The organism is Streptomyces polyasparticus (genome assembly GCF_014493765.1).
GTDB lineage: Bacteria > Actinomycetota > Actinomycetes > Streptomycetales > Streptomycetaceae > Streptomyces > Streptomyces polyasparticus.
Genome location: NZ_JACTVJ010000013.1, coordinates 19059 through 39695, shown reverse-complemented (window position 1 = coordinate 39695; position 20637 = coordinate 19059). Strand labels below are relative to the sequence as shown.

At 71.6% G+C, this 20637-nt stretch carries 18 protein-coding genes and 1 pseudogene; 5 read left to right on the top strand and 14 right to left on the bottom strand.

The features are described 5' to 3' along the window. Window positions 1–34: 34 nt before the first annotated feature. The 11 genes and pseudogenes from H9Y04_RS26440 to pgfA form a co-directional block, all read right to left on the bottom strand. Window positions 35–307 carry a hypothetical protein gene (locus H9Y04_RS26440; protein WP_187816552.1) on the bottom strand — a complete coding sequence of 91 codons (273 nt, stop codon included), beginning with the start codon at window positions 305–307 and terminating at the stop codon, window positions 35–37. 38 nt (window positions 308–345) lie between these two features. Continuing rightward, window positions 346–1041, bottom strand: coding sequence for a DUF899 domain-containing protein (locus H9Y04_RS26435; protein WP_187816551.1), 696 nt, complete (start codon window positions 1039–1041; stop codon window positions 346–348). A 119-nt stretch (window positions 1042–1160) separates the two neighbouring features. Continuing rightward, on the bottom strand, window positions 1161–1961 hold the full coding sequence (locus tag H9Y04_RS26430) for an FkbM family methyltransferase (protein WP_187816550.1): 801 nt from the start codon (window positions 1959–1961) through the stop codon (window positions 1161–1163). Beyond that, on the bottom strand, window positions 1958–2227 hold the full coding sequence (locus tag H9Y04_RS26425; RefSeq protein ID WP_187816549.1) for a Trm112 family protein: 270 nt from the start codon (window positions 2225–2227) through the stop codon (window positions 1958–1960). Before H9Y04_RS26425 ends, H9Y04_RS26430 begins: the two co-directional genes overlap by 4 nt. Before the next feature lie 377 nt (window positions 2228–2604). Continuing rightward, window positions 2605–3483, bottom strand: a pseudogene (locus H9Y04_RS26420) (hypothetical protein); the annotation flags it as partial. 14 nt (window positions 3484–3497) lie between these two features. After that, on the bottom strand, window positions 3498–4262 hold the full coding sequence (locus H9Y04_RS26415; protein WP_187816548.1) for a class I SAM-dependent methyltransferase: 765 nt from the start codon (window positions 4260–4262) through the stop codon (window positions 3498–3500). Beyond that, entirely contained in the window at window positions 4259–5572 is a 1314-nt protein-coding gene (locus tag H9Y04_RS26410) for a condensation protein (RefSeq protein ID WP_187816547.1), read from the bottom strand. The genes H9Y04_RS26415 and H9Y04_RS26410 overlap by 4 nt, the downstream gene beginning before the upstream one ends. Beyond that, window positions 5569–10395: an alpha-(1->3)-arabinofuranosyltransferase domain-containing protein gene (locus H9Y04_RS26405; RefSeq protein ID WP_187816782.1), complete on the bottom strand. Its 4827-nt coding sequence runs from the start codon at window positions 10393–10395 to the stop codon at window positions 5569–5571. The genes H9Y04_RS26410 and H9Y04_RS26405 overlap by 4 nt, the downstream gene beginning before the upstream one ends. Then, the gene (locus tag H9Y04_RS26400; RefSeq protein WP_187816546.1) at window positions 10392–11135 is read right to left on the bottom strand and encodes a class I SAM-dependent methyltransferase; all 744 of its coding nucleotides are present in this window, start codon (window positions 11133–11135) and stop codon (window positions 10392–10394) included. The genes H9Y04_RS26405 and H9Y04_RS26400 overlap by 4 nt, the downstream gene beginning before the upstream one ends. Continuing rightward, on the bottom strand, window positions 11132–12292 hold the full coding sequence (locus H9Y04_RS26395) for a glycosyltransferase family 4 protein (RefSeq protein ID WP_187816545.1): 1161 nt from the start codon (window positions 12290–12292) through the stop codon (window positions 11132–11134). The genes H9Y04_RS26400 and H9Y04_RS26395 overlap by 4 nt, the downstream gene beginning before the upstream one ends. Window positions 12293–12608: 316 nt before the next feature. Then, window positions 12609–13640 carry a cell envelope lipid trafficking protein PgfA gene (gene pgfA / locus H9Y04_RS26390; RefSeq protein ID WP_187816544.1) on the bottom strand — a complete coding sequence of 344 codons (1032 nt, stop codon included), beginning with the start codon at window positions 13638–13640 and terminating at the stop codon, window positions 12609–12611. Between the two features lie 253 nt (window positions 13641–13893). Between pgfA and H9Y04_RS26385 the strand changes: the two genes are divergently transcribed. Both H9Y04_RS26385 and H9Y04_RS26380 read left to right on the top strand, forming a co-directional pair. Continuing rightward, window positions 13894–14043, top strand: coding sequence for a hypothetical protein (locus tag H9Y04_RS26385; RefSeq protein WP_187816543.1), 150 nt, complete (start codon window positions 13894–13896; stop codon window positions 14041–14043). Window positions 14044–14080: 37 nt separating this feature from the next. After that, window positions 14081–15289 carry a PucR family transcriptional regulator gene (locus tag H9Y04_RS26380; RefSeq protein ID WP_187816542.1) on the top strand — a complete coding sequence of 403 codons (1209 nt, stop codon included), beginning with the start codon at window positions 14081–14083 and terminating at the stop codon, window positions 15287–15289. A 65-nt stretch (window positions 15290–15354) separates the two neighbouring features. On the opposite strand, the gene H9Y04_RS26375 is transcribed toward H9Y04_RS26380, so the two are convergent. Next, window positions 15355–16380 carry a zinc-dependent alcohol dehydrogenase family protein gene (locus tag H9Y04_RS26375; protein WP_187816541.1) on the bottom strand — a complete coding sequence of 342 codons (1026 nt, stop codon included), beginning with the start codon at window positions 16378–16380 and terminating at the stop codon, window positions 15355–15357. Between the two features lie 76 nt (window positions 16381–16456). Between H9Y04_RS26375 and H9Y04_RS26370 the strand changes: the two genes are divergently transcribed. Then, a complete protein-coding gene (locus H9Y04_RS26370) occupies window positions 16457–17419 on the top strand; it encodes an AraC family transcriptional regulator (RefSeq protein ID WP_187816540.1) in 963 nt (320 codons plus the stop codon). Window positions 17420–17612: 193 nt separating this feature from the next. Then, window positions 17613–18239, top strand: coding sequence for an SCO2400 family protein (locus H9Y04_RS26365; RefSeq protein WP_187816539.1), 627 nt, complete (start codon window positions 17613–17615; stop codon window positions 18237–18239). A 76-nt stretch (window positions 18240–18315) separates the two neighbouring features. On the opposite strand, the gene H9Y04_RS46945 is transcribed toward H9Y04_RS26365, so the two are convergent. Continuing rightward, window positions 18316–18990, bottom strand: a complete 675-nt coding sequence (locus tag H9Y04_RS46945) for a hypothetical protein (protein WP_236071467.1) — start codon at window positions 18988–18990, stop codon at window positions 18316–18318. A 46-nt stretch (window positions 18991–19036) separates the two neighbouring features. Next, window positions 19037–19468, bottom strand: a complete 432-nt coding sequence (locus H9Y04_RS26355; protein WP_187816538.1) for a MarR family winged helix-turn-helix transcriptional regulator — start codon at window positions 19466–19468, stop codon at window positions 19037–19039. A 123-nt stretch (window positions 19469–19591) separates the two neighbouring features. Between H9Y04_RS26355 and H9Y04_RS26350 the strand changes: the two genes are divergently transcribed. Further along, window positions 19592–20608 carry an NADP-dependent oxidoreductase gene (locus H9Y04_RS26350; protein ID WP_187816537.1) on the top strand — a complete coding sequence of 339 codons (1017 nt, stop codon included), beginning with the start codon at window positions 19592–19594 and terminating at the stop codon, window positions 20606–20608. Window positions 20609–20637 lie beyond the last annotated feature (29 nt).

The following is a 20637-nucleotide window of genomic DNA, read 5'->3' as shown; positions in this document are numbered from 1 at the left end:
CCCGTGGTGCGGTGCGGCCACGGGGGCCCGCAGGTCACAGATGCCGTGGCGGAGCGTTGCGGACGGCCGAGCGCCGTGCCCACAGTGCGGCGGCGAGGAGGGGGAGGCCGGCCACGGCGAAGGACAGGCTGTCGGCGGTGTCGGTGATCCAGCCGATGGCCCAGGCCAGCGACCAGACCGCCGCGAGCACGGCGAGCGCCGTCCAGGCCTGCACCGCCCAGCGCTGACGTGCCGCGAGCCGTTGGGCGGTGCCGCGCTCCATCGAACCCGTGCCCTGCCCGGTGTCGTACGTATGAGGAGTTTTCATATCCTCCGGGTACCCCGGCCGCCGTACCTAGGCTCCGCTCAGGCGTCGGGGTCCCCGTACAGCTCCGCGTACTTCTCCGAGGAGATCCACCTGCTGTACGTGGGCTCCTGGGGCCAACCGTCCGGGACGTCCTGCCACTCCTCCTGGCGGCCGTACGGGAGCACGTCGATCAGGGCGAAGCTGTGGCTGAGCTGTTCGCAGCCGCGGCCGTCGGTGTGCCAGGTGCGGTAGACCTTGTCGCCGTCGCGCAGGAAGACATTGACCGCGAAGCCCGCGCCGGGCGGGGCGCCGACATCCGCACCGAAGGGGCTGCCGGCGGTCGAGTACCAGGTCATCCCGTTGCCGACGCGCTTCTTGTACGCGAGTGCCTCGTCGATCGGGCCCTGGGTGACGATCACGAAGCGGGCGTCCCAGCTGTCGAGGAAGTCGGTGCGGGTGTACTGCGAGGTGAAGCCGGTGCAGCCCGGGCACTGCCACTTCTTCCCCGGGAACCACATGTGGTTGTAGACGATCAGCTGGGACCTGCCGTCGAAGAGGTCGACGAGACGGACGGGGCCCTCGGCGGACTGCAGGGTGTAGTCGGGCATCTCCACCATGGGCAGCCGGCGGCGCTGGGCCGCGATGGCGTCCAGTTCACGGGTGGCCGCCTTCTCCCGTACGCGCAGGGCGTCCAGCTCCTGCTGCCAGGTCTTGGCGTCGACGACGGGCGGCAGTGCTTTGCTGGTGCTGGTCACGGTGCTGCCTCTCAGGTGTGGGGCGTACCTGGACGTGTACGCGCGCGGGGACGCGTACACAGGGCAGACCGTGCCGGTGGGGGAAACTCATCGGTGGCGCGGCGCAGCCATCCGGATTCTCATCGGTGGCGCACGGAGGACGCCGGGATGCGGGCCGGGCTGGGACGGCGGCCGTCGGGCAGGAAGAGGACCGAGTTCACATAGCGCGGCCCCGCGAACGGCAGGACACGGCGGAGCAGACCGTGGCTCGCGACGTGCGCCGTGTCGCGCTGGTGGGTGTCCAGGTCGAAGTCGTCGAGCGGCAGCCAGGCCGCGCCGGGCAGCACCCAGCCGCGGTAGCCGTGCGTGGTGAGCAGGTCGACGATCGGGGCCGTGGGCTGGATGCGGGCCTCCAGCTCGATCAGGAGCGTGGGGTGGTCGCGCTCCAGGGTCTCGCGGGCGCCCTGGAGGGTGGCCAGTTCGCTGCCGTCCACGTCGATCTTGATGAAGTCGACGTCCCGCAGCTCCAGTTCGTCCACGGGGGAGCACCGCACGTCGACCCCGTGGGTGTGGAGGTCGCGGCGGATGAGCGAGGACAGACCGCGGGTGCCGGCGTCGCCCTCCGGGAACCAGAGCCGGGCCGTACCGGGCTTGTCGCCGGCCGCGGCCTGGACGACGCGGACGTTCGGCGGCAGGATCCGCTCCAGAGTGCGCGCCAGATGAGGCACCGGCTCGATGGTCACGACGCTCTGCGCCCGGGAGGCGAGCCGGCGCGACCACGGTCCGTACCAGCCGCCGATGTCCACCGCCGTACGGCAGCCGCGGGGCAAGTAGTCGTCGAGGTGCGCCAGTTCGGGCTCGAAGCGGGGATAGAGGAGCTGGGCGATGCGGCCCACCACATGTTCGGGGAGCAGCGGTCCGAGTCTTGCGGCGAGGGTCATGAGGCCTCCGTCGCTCCCTTCGCGCCCTCGACGGGGTCCGCGCCCTCGACGGGTTCCGCGGTCTCGATCCGCTTCAGAAGGCGCTCGTGCTCCTCGTCGGGGACCTGCTCGCCGGAGGACGGCAGGAGCTGCGGAATGCCTTCGAGGATCGGGTAGCGCAGGTGCAGACGGGGGTTGTAGAGCACGTCCTCGGGTGTGAGGAGGTGCAGCGGGCCCTTGTCGAGCGGGCACGCGAGGATCTTGAGAAGCGGGTCCTCGGGGGTCATGGGAGAGGTCAACTCCTGGGTTTCGGTGGCTTGTTGAGAGACGGTCGAGGCGGTGGACTCGCGGGCGGAATCCGGCGCGGCAGGTGGGTGGGGATTGTGCGGCCCGAGGGCGCGATGGGAGGTGGGGCGCGCCGGAGCGGACGAGGGCGGGGAGGATCCGGCTCGGGGGCGTCGTCGGCCGCTGGGGTCCCGGGCCGGTCACCCCGTGCGCCGGACAGACCCCTCCCTCCCGGGGGCCGAGCCCCGTCCAGGCTATCGGCGCCCACTGACAACGCAGCTGCCCCTTCGGGATCCGCTGCCCCTGCGGGATCAGGCGCGCTTTCCGGATCAGGCGCCCTTTCGGGATCAGGCGCCCCGCCCTGCGGCCCTCCGCCATCCGGCGCCCCGTCATGACGAGGCAGCAGCAACAGCACCACCACCGCGAGCCCCGTCCCCGCCAGCCGCAGCGCGAGGCGTACCGGATCCTCGGGCAGGGGTTCGCCGTACGCGAAGGTGCCGAGTACTGCCGTGAACAGGGATGTCACCGTCGTGCACACCGGCACGATCAGCGAGGCGCGCGAGCGCTGCAGTGCCGCCGCCGACATGATCAGGCCGAACACGCCCGTACAGCACAGGAGATAGGGATACGGCGAGATCAGCAGGTCGAGGAACTTGTCCACGAACCGGCGCTCGTCGTCGCCGAGCAGATGGCTCGACACCCCCTTGATGGCAAGGGAACTCACCCCGTAGAGCAGGCCGACGGCCACCCCGTATCCGACGCCGCTGGTGGGCAACCGGTGCCGGTTGGTGCGGGCGCGGCTGTCGACCGCCGCGTACAGCCACAGGCCCGCCGCGAGCGACGGGACGCAGACCAGCACGACCGTCATGACCGGCGCGTGCGTGCCGACCTTGTCCGCGCCCTCCTTGAGCGAGAGCACCACCATGAGCAGCGCGCCCAGGATCGCCGCGATGGCGAAGCGCTCCCGGCCGCTGGTCCGTTCGCCGAGCATCCGTGCCGACAGGATGACGAGCAGCACGAGGCCGGAGACGAAGATGCCCTGGGCCGCGGCGATCGGCAGGGTGCGGTAGACGAGCAGCTGCGCACCGAAGCCCGCCGCCAGCGCGATCGCCCCGCCCACCCACAGCGGGCTGCTCAGGACGTGGGCGAGCAGCCGGAAAGGCTGGCCGATGTTGAGCGAGGGCATGGCGGTCAGGGCGCGCTTCTCCAGCACGAAGCCCACGCTGTAGAGCGCGTTCGCCAGCAGTGCCGCCGCCACCCCCCACCACATGGCTAGCCTCCGGGTTTACGGGCGTGGACGAGCAGGATCGAGGACGCGGACGGCAGCAGGCAGGCCGCACGGTCCAGGGCGCGCAGCGGACGCGGTACGCCGTGGAAGGGCGCACCCGCCATCGTCACGACCTCGAAACCGGAGGCGGCCAGGAACTCGCGCAGCGCACGCGCCGTGTAGAGGCGCAGATGCCCGACGACTTCCGAGCCGGGACGGCCGTGGATCCCGCGCAGGCTGACCTCCGAGAACACCGGCTGGACGCCGGCCAGGAGCAGGGCGCGGTTGTACCAGGCGGCCAGATTCGGCGTGGAGAGCATCAGATGGCCGCCGGGGCGCAGGACCCGGCGCAGTTCGTCCAGGGCAGCGTCCGGGTCCACGAGATGCTCGATGACCTCGCTGAACAGGACCGCGTCCGCGCAGCCGTCCGCCAACGGCATTCCGCCGTCGGTGAGTTCACCCCGTACGACGTCCGACATGTGTGTACGGGCGCGGCGCAGCGCGTCCTGGGACCAGTCGACGCCGATCACGCGATGGCCGGAGAGCAGGGGAGCGGCGGTCAGGGCCGCCGAGCCGTCGCCGCAGCCGATGTCGAGCACGGTGGCGGGGGTGCCGCGCGCCGGGCCGAGCGCGGCCGCGAGCATCCGCGCCTGGCGCAGGCTGCGGGCGTCGCCGGAGGCGACCGGGACGGCGGGGTTCTCGTAGAAGTCGCGCAGCCCTGGGCGTGGGCGGCTCTGCGTGGGCGCATCGCCGCGGTGGGTGGTGGTCATGAGCGCCCCGGTTCCGTCGCATGCATGTAGTGCTCGAACAGATCGCGCAGATGGGCGCCGTCGCCCGCGCTCAGCAGCGACTTCGACCAGCGCAGCGCCACATGGAGGCGGCCCGCGGTGGACGCCGTGGTGACGGTGAGACCGCGCGGGACGCGGGCCGGCGCCGAGAACCACACGGCGCTCGCGCGCCCCGCGTCGCCGAAGTCGAGCGGGTACGGCACCCGGCCGATATTGCTGAGCAGCGTGGTCGAGGTCCACGGCCCGACCGCCTTGCGCAGCCCGCGCGTCACCGCGGCCCGCCAGGCGACCGGTACCACCGGAGCGGTCAGGAGAGCTGCCCCGCGCCCGAGCTGAGGCCGCTCCACGGACTTCAGGGCGCGGGTGCGCTCCGAGGTGAGGCGCAGCAGCTCGTCCATCCGCGAGGCATCCAACTCCTCGGCGGCGAAAGGTACTTCGACGAGCCGTGTGCCGTTCCCGATCGGCATCTCGGCGCCGCGCGTGCGGTCGTCCACCGGCATCGTGATCCGCATCGGCCGCGGCCCCTTGCCGTGCTCGCGGTTCCAGTGCGCGATCATCAGCGCGGTGGCGACCATCAGCTGGTCGTTCACCGTGTAGGGGACGCCCTTCTCGCGGCGCGGCACCGGCAGTTCGGCGACCAGCATGCCGTTGCCGGGGGAGGGCTCGGGCGTGCCGGGCGCCACATGCGCGGGCGGTGACCAGTTGCTCGGCATGTCCACGGGAGCGGTGGCGCCGGCCTCCGTCCGTACGGGAGGGGCCGCAGGCGCGTTGTCCTGCCCGCCGTACAGCTCGGCCGCCGTGGCGAGCACCCGCAGACAGGCCGGGCCGTCGAGCGCGGTGTGGTTGATGGTCAGGAACAGCACGCTCCCGCCCGCCACTTCGGGGTTCTCGACCATCTCCAGGCGGATCGGCGGCGACGCGGACAGCGGCGGTGCCTCGGCGAGGGCCCGTACCCGCGCGAGCTTGAGCGCATCGGGGCCGGACGGCGGAAAGCTCACCACCGGGACGTCCGGGGCGTCCGTCAGCTCCCACTCGTAGCGCCGCCGGTACCAGCGCCCCGCCGCCTCCCGCATCAGAATGCGCGGGTGGCGGCGCAGCGCCTCCCCGAAGGCCTCCTGGAGCCGCTGCCGGTCGGGCAGCCCCGGCAGATGCACCTCGATGTGGACGGTCTCCGGCTCCTCCTCCTGCAGACAGTGCCGTGCGACCTCGTCCACCACCGGGAACGGCACCCGGCGTGGGGTGGCCGCGGGTCCCGAAGGGGAGTGGGAGGCGGGGTGCTGCACAGCGGTCATCGGTCCTCCGGTCGACCGCCGCGGTCCGGATCGGAAGGCGGCGGCGCGTCGTTGGTCTCGCGCGGGTCGTCGGGGCGGGCGTCGGCCGGGGGCTCGTCGGCCGGGCTCTCCGGCGCGGCGCCGCCGGGCGGCTCCTTGTCGAAGAACCCCGGCTCCCCGGAGGGCGGGGCGTCGGCCGGTGGCGGGGTGTCGTCCGGCGGGGCGTCCGCCGGAGCCGGCTCGCCCGTCGGCAGCGGCCGTACGACGAGATCCGGGCCCGTCCCGTACGCGGGCGTACCCGCGCCGGGCGACTCGAACACGGACGGTTCCTCGGCGCCCGGTTCCTGCGTCTCGCCGCGCTTCTCCAGATCCAGCGGCCACGCCTGCTCCGACGCGTCGGGCCCGGCGGACTCCGCAGAACCCGTCTGCTCCGACTCCGGTTCCGACGCTGCGTGCGATCCGGCGACCCCGGCAGCTCCGGCGGCTCCCACAGCCCCTGCGGCCCCGGCAGCCCCTGCCCCGGTCACCCGCTTGCGCCGGGGCAGCCGGAACGTCGGCCGCTCCTCGTCCGGCTCCGGCTGCCCGAACCCGGGCCCCCGCGCCGACAGCGTGGGACTCGCCGCATACGTCGGCGTGCCGAGCGGCAGCGTCGTGGCCGCGCTCCCCGGCGGGTACGCGCCGCCCGGATAGGCGGCCGTTCCCGGATCGCCGGCCCGCCCCCGTATGCCATCCGACCCCACACTCACCAGCGCCGCGAACAGGCCGATCAGGGCGAGGAGTTGAGCCGCTGGCGAGAACGCGCCCTCGTCCGCCACCGTGGCCTGGCCGGCCCCGGCGGCCGTCGCGATGCCCGCGCCCGCCATCGCCACGAACGCGATCGGCACGAGCAGTTCGTGCCGCCACCGCGCCAGCAGCGCGAGCGCCGGTACGAGCAGGGCGAACGGTCCGGCGATCACCGCGCCGACCAGCGTGAGCACCACGGTGCCGAGGATCAGCCCGGCGTCCGGCGGCACGGGCGAGGGGCCCTGCGGGTTGGTGTCGCGGCGCCAGACGAACAGCGCCACCAGAAGCAGCAGCACGAGCACCCCGCCCGCGATCAGCCCGATCTCGTAGATCCCCGCGGGCTCGAACTCCATCGTGATGGTGCCGCTCGCGCCGTCCGGCACCAGGAAGCCCTGCTGCCAGCCGTCGAGCCGTACGGGCTGCAGTTCCTTGCCGCCGAGCTCGGCCTTCCAGCCGTCGTTGAAGTTCTCGTACATCGTCAGATACGAGGCCGCACCCGAGTCCACCGTCACGGACCGCCGGTCGCCCTCCCAGTCGTTGACGGTCAACTGGCCCTGGTCCGTGGCCGGTTCGGCCGCGGTGCCGTTCGTGAGCCGGATGTCGGTGATCGACAGCGCGCCCTCGTCGCCCGCCTCGACGCGGTGCGAGCCGGAGCTCAGGTCGATGCCCTCGGTGTCACCGCACAGCGTGACCTCGATGGGGCGGCGCTGCATCAGGTCCCGGACCGTGCCCTTGGCGCTGGTCCGCTGCTTCACGCCGTCGACGGAGAGCTCGGGGCCCTTGCCGCAGGCGAGCTCGAAGGTCCGCTCCGGGTCGGGCTGCTTGGTGCGGTACTGCTCCAGCGCCGGCAGATACACCTCGGTGAGACCGACGGGCAGCTGCAACTTCTCGTCGGCGAACGGATTGTGGACGGTCAGCGGTGCCGTCTCGGTGATGGTGATGTCGAGACGGTCGGTGGTGATGGGATCGAAGCGGGCGGCGCCGTTGGCGTCGATGCCGACGATCGTCGAACCGTTCGGGGAGCTGATCTCCGCCTTCGTCGGCCGGGACGACAGACCGCCGGCCGCCGCGAACACGATCTGGTCGATCTCCTTCGCGTCCGGCCACTTCAGGTGGATCTCGTTGGAGTCACCGGCGATCCACGCCGTGGTGAGATCACCGTCGGTGAGATTGCGCGGCGACAGACCGCGGCCCAGCTGTGCCGTCGACTCGGCGGTCGCGATGATCTGCTGCTCCTGCTCGGGTGCGACCTCGTAGAGGAGCTTGTCGTACGCGTCGCCGGGCACGGCGACCGCGCTCGCCTGAAGCGTGTATGTACCCGAGGAGGTCACGTCGAACTGCCGGTTGAGACCGGTCTCCGCGGACACCGGCGTGAGACCGCCCGGGTCCGAGGAGCGGTGCAGCGAGTACGTGGTCGACGAGGCCTCGGTGTCGGCCGCGTCCCCGGGCAGCTGCAGCATCCGGTGCACCTCGACCCCGGGGACGGTCACCTCGGAGAACCCGGCGCCGGACAGTCCGGGCCGCGCCTCCTCCACGTCCAGGATCGTGATCTTCAGCCAACTGGCGTCGCCGCCGGGCGTCTTGACGGTCTGCTCGGAGCCGTCGGCCCGCAGCGTGCTGTCCACGGCCTCGCGGGAGGCGTCCGTCTCGACCCGCACCCGGGTCGGCGCGGCCCGTACACCGTTCTGTGCGAGCGGCGTCACGGAGATCTCGTCCGGCACGGACTGCGTGCCGTCGAACGCGATGCGCAGCCACTCGTTCTCCGGCTCCCCGGAGCTTCCCTCGGCCCAGGCGGTCGAGGGGTCGCCGTCGAAGGCGTTCACCGGGTCGTACTGCGGCAGATAGAAGAACCAGTTGCCGCTGGACGAGGCCGTGACCTCCTTCGCGCCGCGCAGGACCGCCGTCGTCTGGTGCTCGATGCCCTCGCTCGGCAGGATCTGCCGAGGCTTCCGGCCCGCCTCCTGAAGGCTCTCGCTGTGGTTGCGCTCGTCCTTCGTATACGTATAGGAGGTGTTGTTGTTGACCAGGCCGAAGCGGGTGTCGGCGTACCTCAACCCGTCGCCGACCGCCTTGAGTTGGGGCGATCCGACCCCAGGGTGGTTGTCACCGGCCAGGACCGCGGGGCGGTCCCGCATCGCCGGGTCCGCGGACAGCGGAAGCAGCGCCTCGGGGCCGCCGCTCACCACAGCGGTGTTGGCGGCGGGCTTGAGCCCGGCCTGCCCGGGACGCTCGGTCTCGTCGGACGGGGCGTAGATCTCCACGGCCCGCGAACGCGGGTAGAGGCCCTCGACCTGGATCGGGGTGTCCTCGGCGATCCTTCCGCCCGTCACCTGCGGCCCGAGGCCGGTCACCCGCTCGTAGCCGGACTCCTCCAGGGTGCGCTTGACCGTCGCCGTGGGCACGTAACCCACCTGGTCCGGGTCGAGGTCATTGCGGACGACCACATAGTGCAGACCTGCACGGCTCAAGTAGTCCTGCAGGCCCGGCACTTGACCGCCGGTCATCAGCGCCTGCTCGACCGCGTCCATCGCCCGCCGGTTGCCGGGCTGGCCGAACGGCACGTAGTCCCGCTGCGCGACGCGCGATTCGGCGAGCACGTCAAGCGGCTGGTCGATGGGGGAGCCCCAGGTGTAGATGCCGTGCGCGGTGGCGGGCACCACCAGGGCGCGCGAGTCCGGTGAGTACTTCTTCAGCCAGTCGGCCGTCGCCTCCCAGTACGTGGGCAGCTTCTGGAACGAACCGGGCTGCAGGACATTGCCGTTGAGATACGGGAGCAGCAGTCCGGGAATCACCAGGACCGCGGCGATCACGGGCGCGAGGCGCCGCCCTCGTACGGGACGTGCGCCGCGGGACACGGCGGCGATCCCGACGAGATGCATCAGGCCGAGGACCAGCGCGAGCGCGAGGCCCGTCTGGAACTTGTAGATATTGCGGAACGGCACCAGCCAGCCGTCCAGCCAGCTCTGGAAGCCCTCGTGGAACGGGGCGCCGAACGCGCCGCCGTAACCCGCCATCGTGACCAGGACGACCGAGACGACGGTCAGGACCAGCCAGCGGCGCTCCGGCAGATCACGCCGGGCCAGGCCCGCCAGGCCGAGGGCGGCGGCGAGCGCAGAGCAGACGATGAGCAGGACGGAACTGGCCACGTCCCAGCCGGCGGGCAGCCAGGGCTCGCCGAAGTTCAGATACGCCACCCAGTTGCCGGCGCCGCGCAGGACCTCCGTGCCGGACATGGTGGCGGTGGTGGTCTCGGCGGTCTCCACGTACGGCAGGAAGTTCTCGCCGTGGATGCCGAGAAGCAGCAGCGGGACGATCCACCAGGCGGTGGCCAGGATGACGCCCGGCACCCACCACAGGATCATGGCGCGCTTGCGCGGGCCGTTCGGGCGCGACAGGAGATACAGGCCGACCGGCAGCAAAGAGGCAAGCACCGAGGCCGCGTTGACGCCTCCCATGAACGGGATGATCGCGGCCGAGCGCAGCGCCGCGAGCCGTGCGCTCACCCGGTCGTTGGTGAGCGGAAGCAGCACCCATGGCAGGACCGCGCCGGGCAGCGCCGCCGCGGAGGTGGAGCCGACGACGATCGTGTACGTGGGCCACAGGGCGTAGACCATCGCGCCGAGCAGGCGGGAGCTGCGGCTGCCGATGTCGAGGCGTTCGGCCAGGCGCAGGGCGCCCCAGAACGCGGTCGCGACGATCAGCGACATCCACAGGCGCTCGGTCAGCCAGACCGGGAGCTGGACCAGGTCCGCTATCCCGTAGAAGGGGAGCTGGGGAAAGGCATAGCCGATGTACTGGTCGGAGATGCCGCCGAAGCCGGACCGGTCGTGCCAGAGCTGGCCGAGATCGCCGAAGAACTTCCACGGATCGACGTTCACACCCAGTTTGGTATCGAACGTCATGCGGCCTGGCGCGGCCGCCAGGAAGAGAACGAACACCACGGCCCAGAACCCGAGCAGCCAGCGCCGCGAGCGCGGCCCTTCGGGCGGCCCCGGCGTGGGCGGCGCATGCGGCGCCGGCGCCTGGGGCGGGAGCTGCGGGGACTGGACCGTGCTGGTCATGGACACCGCCGGAGAATGAGAAGGAGATTCCAAGTGGCGAACTCACGCAGTCCGGGGACTCTCGTCACGGCCTGAGCCAGGAACGGCCAGTAGCGGGAGCGGGCCGAGACGATCTCGACATCCTCCCGGGCCCGTACCTGGCGCAGTGTCGCTCCGACATGGATCGCGTAGAGGTTCTCGCCGAGTGTGTGTTTGGCGGGCCTCGCGGTCCGCCGTTCGTACCGTCTGCGGGCGCGCTCGGCGCCCAAGTAGTGCCAGGGCGCCCACTCATGGCCGCCCCAGGGGGAGAACCAGTTGGTGAACGACACATAGATGAGTCCGCCGGGCTTGGTCACCCGGACCATCTCGCTGAGGAAGGTGCCCGGATCGTCCACGTGCTCGAGGACGTTGGACGAGAAGGAGACATCGGCCACCGCGTCCGCGAGCGGCAGGAGATAGCCGTCGGCGAGCACCGTCCCCTTCGGGGGCTCCTTGCCGATCTCACCGGCGTCGGGCTCGAAGAGATAGCTCTGCGCGCCGCGCCGGCGGAACTCCTCGGTGAAGTAGCCGCCCCCGCCGCCGATGTCGAGGACCGTACGGCCCTTCAGCGGCCCGTACGCCTCCAGTTGGTCGGCGGCGTCACGGGCCAGCAGGGTGTAGCAGTGCTCAGGGTCCTGCTGTTCGCGCAGAAACGCACGGAACAGGGCCAAGGACCTCCGTATGGAAGGGTCCTTGGCCACTGCCGGAGAAGTCCTGCTCACCGCACCCGCCCTCGCCTGAGCGCGACGGCCTCCGCGGCCACCGCCTGGAACTGGCGCACGGTGTGCGACCAGCGATACCGCGCGGCTCTGCTCGCGGCCGCCTTGCCCATGGCCCTACGGCGCTCCGCGGAGAGCGCGAGCGTGCACCAGGCCGCCGCGAACGAGGACTCCCCGCGCGCGAGGATGCCGGTCACGCCGTCCTCGACGGAGTCCCTGAGCCCGGGGACGTCGAACCCGATCGCGGGAGTCCCGCGGGTGGCGGCCTCCGTGACGACCAGACCCCAGCCCTCCACGGCCGAGGGGTGGAGCAGCAGCCAGGAGGCGCAGAGCAGCCGGTGCTTCTCGGCCTCCGATATGCGCCCGGTGAACTGGACGCCGGGGCCTGCCATCTGCTCGAGCCGCTCGCGCTCGGGACCGTCGCCGACGATCACGAGGCGGCCGCCGGTGACCGGGCGCACCCGCTCCCACAGCCGCAGGAGCAGATCGATCCGCTTGTACTCGACGAGCCGGCCCATCGCGAGGAACAGCGGCTCCTCCGAGCGGGGTTCCTGCGGTCCGGGCTCGTCCACGCCGTTGTGCACGACGCGGATGCGTTCGCGCGGTACGCCGATCTCGCGCAACGCCGTTGCCGTCGAGGGGGAGACGGCGACCAGGAGATTGCCGCGCTGGGCACCGGACAGCGCCCAGTGCTCGAGTCTTCGGCCGAGCCGGGCCGCGGGGCCCGGATAGCGCATCCCCCAGAGGTCGGTGTGCACATGGTTGACCAGGCACAGGGTCGGTCCGCGGTGCCACAGCGGCGCCAGGTACGGCATGCCGTTGCACACCTCGACGAGCAGATCGCAGTCGCCGACCTGACGGGCGAAGGCCGAGCGGGCGCGCAGATGGTGACCGAGGTCGCCGCCCGCGGAGACCACCCGGTAGTCGCGGTAGGCCGCGGGTCCTCCGCACAGGAGCGTCACCTGGTGGCCGGCGTGGGTCAGGCCCTCGGCGAGCTGGTCGACGAGGAGTTCACTGCCGCCCGCGGCCGGGTTGCCCAGGTCGCGGCGGGCGAGGAAGACGATGCGGCGCGGGTAGGCGGGCAGTGCGCCGTCTCGGGCAGCGTGCAGAGCCTCCTGAGGGGATGAGTCGCGCAGCGAGGGGGGTACGTGCTGGGGCATTCGAGCTCCAACTCGTCTCGGGGTGCGGAACGTCTGTGGGGGATCGTTCGGGGGCCGATATGAGTGGCTGGCACCTTTCCTTACCGGCGGGGCGGTGCTGTGGGGGAGAACTCTGGGGAGTGCGGAGACCCCTGTGGAGCGAGTGGGGGTTTCCGACTGTGGACCGGCTGTGCACTTTCGGTGGGGGTGGATAGTTTTCGCCCCCCTGTTCGCCTCGGCTACTCACGGAGGTGACAATTTCGGGCCCAACTGGGGCTGACGGCTCATCACTTCGTGAGGAAGTCCTCGGTGGCGCACGGCCGGTGACACAAGTGATCTACACCGGGGCGGAAACCGGCGCCGGAGCCGGAGATCCCTCTTCCGTTCCGGCCGGCGGTCCGGCGTTCGGCCGCTCCCTGCCCCGTACGACGAGCGCGGCGCCGAGCGCGGTCAGCAGAAGCCCGAGTGCCCCCGCCCCGACGGGCAATGTCTGGCCGACCAGCTTCAGCCGGCTGCTGTCGTCGTCGGCGAGGGCGACCTGGGCCTTCTGCGTCTTCTCGGTGAACGCGATCTTCTCGCTTTCCAGGAGGACGACCTTGTCCTCGTCCCCGCCGGGCGCCCGCAGCGTCTTCTTCGGCCCGATCTGCGCGTAGATGATCCGGCCCGTGCGCTGGTCGGCGACCAGCTCGATGCCGTGGTTGGAGTACCACTCCTCGGCCAGGACCTGGCTCGCGTCGGAGCCGACGAGCCGGCCCGGCACCTGCCGCGTCCCCGTCTGGACCGGATCCACCTTCGCCGTGAAAAGCAGCCCCTCGTACCCCTGGACCTTCCGCTTGCCCTCGTACGTGAGCGGCACGGTCGCGCCGAGTGTGTTGTCCCACCAGCGGTACGAACGCTTCTCCACGTCGAACGGGAACTTCAGATACGCCTCGCCCTCGAAGTAGGGCTCCTCGTCACAGCAGTGCACGGGCCGGTTGGTCTCCCGGTCCGTGACCCAGCGCTCCTGGGTCCACTGCAGCGAGTCGTGCGGCGACGCGGCCGGCAGCGTCGTCTTCTTCTCGTCCGGTTCGGGGTCGGTCTTGGTCCAGTCGACCGAGGTGACCACGTCCCAGACGGCCACCTCGTCGGTGCTGTCGCCGACATCGCCGCGCACCTGGCGGGTGATCGTGAGGTCCTGGTTCTCCAGGGTTTTGACCGCGCCGGTGTCGAAGAACGAGCCCTTGCCGGTGAAGACGGTCGTGGTGTCGATATCGGTCGGAGTGCGCTTGGCGCGCGGTTCCACGTACCACGCGAGCATGGGGGCGAGGACGAGCAGAAACACGCCCAGACCCAGGATGATCAGCGACAACGGGGAAGCAGTACGGCGCATCCGGGCACTCCAAAAAGGGGTCGGGTCGAGTGCGGCACCCGGGTCGAGGGTGCCGTTCGGTGGTGCGCAAGACGTGCGGGAAGTTACTGGGCTGTATGGGCCGGGAACCGTAGGCGCAGTCTTGACTCACTGTCAATGCACCACAGAGACTGGGCACTTGCCGGATGGGGCCGGCATCCGTCGCCGGTGGGGACCGGCGGCAGACCGGTTGGGCTTTCGTTCGACTCGACTTGGACGAGAGGCAGACTCCGTCATGCACAGACTGCTCGCCGGTGCACTCACCGCAGCCGCCGCCGCGGCGCTCGCCGTGGCCGCCGCCTTCGGCATCGTGGCACTCCTGAACGCCACACCGGACCAGCCCAACACCCCGCTGATCAGTTACGAGACGCCGCAGGACCGCTGATGGCAGCGCTCCCGCACGGCGCCCGCCGGGCCCGCTGATGGCCGTGACCGGCCACTCCGCCTGGCGCGACATCCCGCGCCTCAAGGTCAAGATCTTCGCCGAGCGCGCCCTCGACGAGGTGCCGCGGCTCGCCGACGACATCCTGCGCGAGATCCGCCGCGAGTACCCCCAACTCCAGCTCGTCCTGGACGAGTCGGGCGAACCGATGGCCCTGATCGGCATCCGGCGCGCCCTCGACGGCTTCGTACGGCAGCTCGCCACCAGCGAGGACCGGCCGCGCTACCAGCTGGAGATCTTCCAGGAGTTCGGTCGCGGCGAGGGACTGCACGGCCGCACCCTCGACTCCCTGCAGGCGGTCTACCGCCTGGGCGTGCGCCTCGCCTGGCGCCGGCTCACCGAGATCGGCCAGGAGGTGGAGATCCCACCCCCTGCCATGTACGAGCTCGCCGAGGCGGGCTTCGAGTATCTGGACGGCCTTGTGGACCTATCGGTACGCGGCTACGCAGAGGCCGCCGCACGCCAGGCGGGCGAACGCCTGCGCCTGCAGCGCAAGTTGATGGAGCTGCTGCTCGCCGAACACCGCAGCGACCCCTCCGACCCCCTCGCCGAACGCGCCGCCCGCGTCGGCTGGACCCTGCCCGAACAGGTCGCGGTCGGCGTGCTGCTCCGCCCGGCCCGCGAGGCGCTGGCGCCCCCCGTCGGCCAGGGTGTGCTGCTCGACATGGAGAGCGAGCAGCCGCGCATGGTCGTCCCCGACCCGGACGCGGCAGGGCGTGCCGACCATCTGCGCCGCGCGCTGAGCGGCTGGTCCGGCGCCATCGGCCCGCCCGTGCCCCTTGCGGACGCGGCCAAGTCGCTGCGCTGGGCGGACGCCGCGGTCGGTCTGATGGAACGCGGACTGCTGCCCTCCGGCGAGGTCCTCTTCTGTACGGAGCACACCGAGGCGCTGGTGCTGCTCCAACCCGAGGAACTCCTCGACGACTTGGCCCGCCGCTGCCTGGCCCCGCTCGCCCACTGCGGCCCCTCGCACGGCCGCCGCCTCGCGGAGACCCTGCTCGCCTGGCTGGAGACCCGCGGCGGCGCCCCCGAGGTGGCCGCGCGGCTCGGCGTCCATCCGCAGACCGTGCGCTACCGCCTGCGCCAGATAAGGGAGTTGTGGGGCGACGAGGTGGACGACCCGGACCGGCGGTTCGAGCTGGAGCTGGTGCTGCGGGCTCAGCGGTTACGTGGGGTGCTCGGGTCCTGATCCGCAAGGGCGGTCATGCGGTGAGGTTGTGTGGTGAGGCAATGCGGTGAGGCAATGCGGTGACGCTATGCGGTGACGCGCACCACGATCTTCCCCGTATGCGTGTTGGACTCCATCAGGCGGTGGGCGTCCTGGATCCGGTCGAGACTGTCGAAGGTCTCCGCGATCACCGGGGCCAGGGCGCCGGACGCGAGCCCCGAGGCCATATAGGCCCGGGCGCGCTCACGGAACGCCGGGTCGGCCATGGGCACTCCGTTGTTGTAGGTGTGCACGGTGTGCGGCCAGTTGAAGGAGAGGTGGATCGGGCCCGCGTCCAGCCACCCGTACGACACCACCGTGCCGCCGGGCTTCAGTGTGTCGCCCACCGTCGCGAACCCCGGTCCGCCGATCGCGTCGAAGGCCAGGTCGGCGCCCGCGCCCCCGGTGATCCGCCGGACCTCCTTCACGAGGTCCTCCGTGCCGGTCACGATCACATGGGCCGCGCCCAGCTCGAGGAGCTGCTCCCGCTTGCCCTCGCCCCGGGTCGTCACGACCGGGATCGCGCCCGCGCGCCGTACGACCTGAATGGCCGCCGTTCCCACGCCACTTGAGGCCCCGGTGATCAGCACATGGTCGCCGGGAGCGATCCGCGCGGTCTCGTGGAGTGCGCCATAGGCGGTGGTGTACGTCAGCCAGGTCGCGGCGGCGACCGGCGCGTCCGCACCCGGCGGGCGCGGTACCCAGAACTCGGCCGGGTGGACGACCCGTTCGGCATGCACCCCGTGGGTGCCGAAGTCGAAGCCGCCTGTGGCGAGCACCTGGTCCCCGGGCGCGAACGCCGTGACGCCCTCGCCCACCGACTCGACCACACCCGCCGCCTCGTACCCGATCCGTGAACCCGGCAGCGTCGCCTGGTAGTAGTAGCCGCCCGAACGGAACAGCGCGTCGGCCCTGTTGAGCCCGATCGCCTCGATACGGACCTGGATCTCGCCGGGGCCGGGGGAGGGCAGCGGCACCTCCTCGACCTTCAACACCTCGGGACCCCCGAGGGAGTCGAAGACGACGGCCCGGGTCACCGCGGTGATGTCCTTGTGCTGCGCATCAGTTGTCATGCCGATGACGCTACGGAGGATCGGAAAGACGATCCATGTCTCCTGGGCTCACGGTTATGTCCTATCGTCTCGTCTCATGGATGTATTGAGCGATGCCATCACCGCCATGCGGATCGGCAGGCCGCACTCCTCGCGCAGCGTCAAGCGAGGTCCCTGGGGCGTCCGGTTCCCCGCCTCCGACGGAGCGGGCTTCCATGTCGTCCTCCAGGGTTCCGCGTATCTGATCCCGCCCGCGGGCTCGGGTGCCCCCGTCGCGCTCGGCCCCGGCGACATCGTGTTCCTGGCGCACGGCAACGGGCACGGACTCGCCGACCACCCCGAAACCCCCCTGGAAGATGCTCAGTTCAACCCCGACGGCAGCTGGATCGCACCCTCGCGCCCGGACGGTCCCGTACAGCCCGCCGACACCCTCATGATGTGCGGCGCCTACCAGCTCGACCGCCGCCGGGCCCACCCCCTGCTTTCCGCACTCCCGCCGTACATCCACCTGCCGGCCCGCGTCGGCACCCACGACCGGCTCCGCTCGGCCGTCGACCTGCTCGGCGCCGAACTGGCCGACCCCCAGCCCGGATCCGACGCCATCGTCCCCGCGCTGCTCGACTCCCTGCTCCTCTATCTGCTACGCACCTGGTGGCTGACCGACCGGCCCGAGTGCCCCGCGGGCTGGGCCGGCGCGCTCAGCGACCCCGCGGTCGTGGCCGCCCTGCGGGCCCTGCACGAGGATCCGGCCAGGCCCTGGACGGTGCAGGAGCTCGGCGCACAGGCCGGACTGTCCCGCGCCGCCTTCTCCCGGCGCTTCACCACGCTGGTCGGCCAGCCGCCGCTCACGTATCTGACCTGGTGGCGCATGACGATCGCGGGCCGCGCCCTGCGCGAGGGCGACGCCCCGCTGCGCGTGCTGGCCCAACGGGCGGGGTACACCTCGGAGTTCGCCTTCGCCAAGGCCTTCAAGCGCGAGTACGGAGTGGCGCCGGGCCAGTACCGGGCCGGGCGCGCCGCCGGCCCGGTCCGCGTGAACGCGGCATGCCGATCCGCGTGAACAGTCATCCCGTACGGGGCGGTCATCCCGTACGGGGCGCGGGAGATGTTCCCGTACGAGGGAATCCGGGACCGCCGCATCGGAGCGCACACCGCCTCACCAGGCATTTGTCGTCACAGGCGCACCGTTTGCCACAGAACTTTCACGGCTTCTGCATGAGCCGTTGGCGCCGGAGGCTTAGCCTCCACACACCATGGACTACTGCCACCCCTGCCGACGCCACCTCAACGGCGCCCTGGCCTGCCCCGGGTGCGGAGCCGACGCCGAAGTGGTGCGCCGGTACGCCGAGGAGATCGCCGCGGCCGATGCGGTGCCGGACGCGGACGGGGCCGAGGAACAGCCCGATGGCGCCCGGTCGCACCGCGGCGGGCGCGCCCCGCGCTCCCGTGCGTCCCAGCGCGCGCACCGCCGCAAGCGGCGCAAGGTGCTCCTGATGACGGCCGGCCTGGCGCTCGCGGCCGGCGGCCTGAGCCTCGCGGAACTGGGCACGGAGCACCCCGCTCGCCACACGGCGGCACCTTCCTCGCCGGACACCTCCACCCCGGAACCGTCCACGACATCGACGAGCGCCACCGCGAGCAGCGATGCGTCCTCGGCCCCGCAGCCCACGCGCCAGTCGGCCTCGCCGAGCGCCTCGGCCTCCTCGTCCGCGCCCGAGGAGACCCCGGACGACGAGGCCTCGACGCCCGGCCCTGCGCCGTCGGACGACGGCCCGCGCGCGACGAAGGGACCCCGTACGACCAAGGGCCCTCAGGCGGACCCGAAGCCGAACCCGGCCCCTTCGAAGGACTGCGACCGCTTCCTGTTCTGGTGCGTCTGACGCGGCCGGGCTTTCCGGTGCGTCCGACGCGCCCCGGCATCCGCTGCGTCCGACGTGCCTCGCGACCCGGGCCGCGTCACCAGTCCACGTGCGCGGCGAGCCACGCCGCCAGCGCCTGCTCGTCCTCGGGCGGCGGCAGCGCGGGCCCGCGGCCCAGCGGGGTGAACGACAGCTGGAGATGGGTCAGGTAGCCGTACGGGCCGTTGTCCCCGTGCGGACCCACGACCAGGGCATGCGTGCCGGTGCGCCAGACGCGATGGGTCATCGCGGGCCCGGTGACCACGCAGGAGTCGCTGACCAGGGTGCGCTCGGGTGCCGCGCCGAGGTGCTCGGTCACGGCCCGGGCCGCCTGCGCGAGGACGGCCTCGCAGTCGTCGACGGTCGCCGGCCGCAGACCCGACCAGCCGGGCTCCGACTCCCAGCCGTCCATCGCCTCGTACAGCCAGGGGCCGTTGCTCATGCCCTCGTCGTCCGTGTCGACGGGGTACACCTCGCCGAACACCAGCAGGTGCCGGAGATCCGGATCGCCGAAGGGCGCGAAAGGGCTGTCGCCGCAGTACAGATGACCGTGCCCGGTGCGCTGGTACTCGTCGAGCGTGGCGTGCTGCATCCCCCACCCGCGGCGGGTGCATTCGGCGTCGGAGGCTTCGTGGTCCCCGCGCAGCTCCGTCAGGTCCGGCAGGGCGAGCAGCTCGGCGACCGCGGGCACGGTCAACGGCCGCTGGGCGAGGGCGTGCAGGGGTGTCGGCATGCGGGGCAGCGTAGGCGCCGGGTCCGACAGTGGCGTCGGGCCGGGCTCAGCCCAGCATCCGGGTGAGCAGATCCCGCAGGACCACCCGCTCCTCGTGCGAGAGCTCGGCCAGGGGTTCGCGGGCGAAGGTGAGGCCGTCGCGCAGTTCGCGGGCGGTGCGGCGGCCCTCGTCCGTGACGGCCGCGAGCTTCACGCGCCGGTCCTGGGGGTCGGGGCGCCGCTCCACGAGGCCCCGCGCCTCCAGGCGGTCGATGATGCCGGTGACATTGGAGGGCTCGCACTTCAGGCAGACCGCGATCTTGCGCATCGGCAGCGGTTCGAGCGTGAGCAGGGCGAGGACCCGGGCCTGGGCGCCGGTGAGCGAGTGTGTGCCCGCCGCCCGCTCGTACTCCTCGTGGTAGCGCGCCACCGCGGTGCCGATCAGCTCGACGACCTCGACGGTCAGCGGGTCGACTCGGGGGGTACGGGTAGTGGCCATGTTCACCAGCGTACCCATTTACTTGACAACATGAAATATCCAGCCGCATGGTTGTTTCAGTACCTGAAGTAATTCCCCGCCCGGGCGCGACCGCCGCCCGGACCGTCTGGAGGGCCGCCGCACATGTCCACTCTTCCCGCCGTATCCCGCGCCTGGCACCTCGTCGCCCGCCCGCACGGCTGGCCCAAGGCCGAGGACTTCGCCCTGCGGGAGACCCCGCTCGCGGCCCCCGCCGAGGGCCGGATCCTGGTGAAGAACCTCCACTTCTCCGTGGACCCGTACATGCGCGGCCGCATGAACGACGTGAAGTCCTACACCCCGCCCTTCCAGCTGGACCAGCCGATGGACGGCGGCGCGGTGGGCGTGGTCGTCGCCTCCAACGCGGAGGGCTTCGCCGAGGGCGACCACGTGCTGCACGGCCTGGGCTGGCGCGACTACGCGGACGTCCCCGCCCAGCACGCCAAGAAGGTCGACCCGAACCTGGCCCCGCTCTCCACGTACCTGGGCGTCCTGGGCATGCCCGGTCTGACCGCCTACGCGGGCCTCCTTGAGGTCGCCTCCTTCAAGGAGGGCGACGCGGTGTTCGTCTCCGGCGCGGCCGGCGCCGTCGGCAGCCAGGTCGGCCAGATCGCCAAGCTCAAGGGCGCCTCGCGCGTCATCGGCTCGGCGGGCTCGGACGAGAAGGTGAAGCTGCTCGTCGAGGAGTACGGCTTCGACGCGGCCTTCAACTACAAGAACGGCGACGTGGCCGGCCAGCTCAAGGCCGCCGCCCCCGAAGGCATCGACGTCTACTTCGACAATGTCGGCGGCGACCACCTGGAGGCCGCCATCAGCCGCCTCAATGTGCACGGCCGGATCACGGTCTGCGGCCTGATCTCGCAGTACAACGCCACCGAGCCGCCGGCCGCCCCGCGCAACCTCGCGATGATCATCGGCAAGCGCCTGCGCATGCAGGGCATGCTCGTCATGGATCACCAGGACATGGCGCCGCAGTTCATCCAGGAAGTGGGCGGCTGGATCGCCTCCGGTGAGCTCAAGTACCGCGAGACCTTCGTCGAGGGCGTCGAGAACGGTGTGGACGCGTTCCTGGGCGTCCTGCGCGGAGACAACACCGGAAAGATGATCGTCAGCGTCAAGTAGGCGTCGGCGAGGATGATGACACCTGTGGC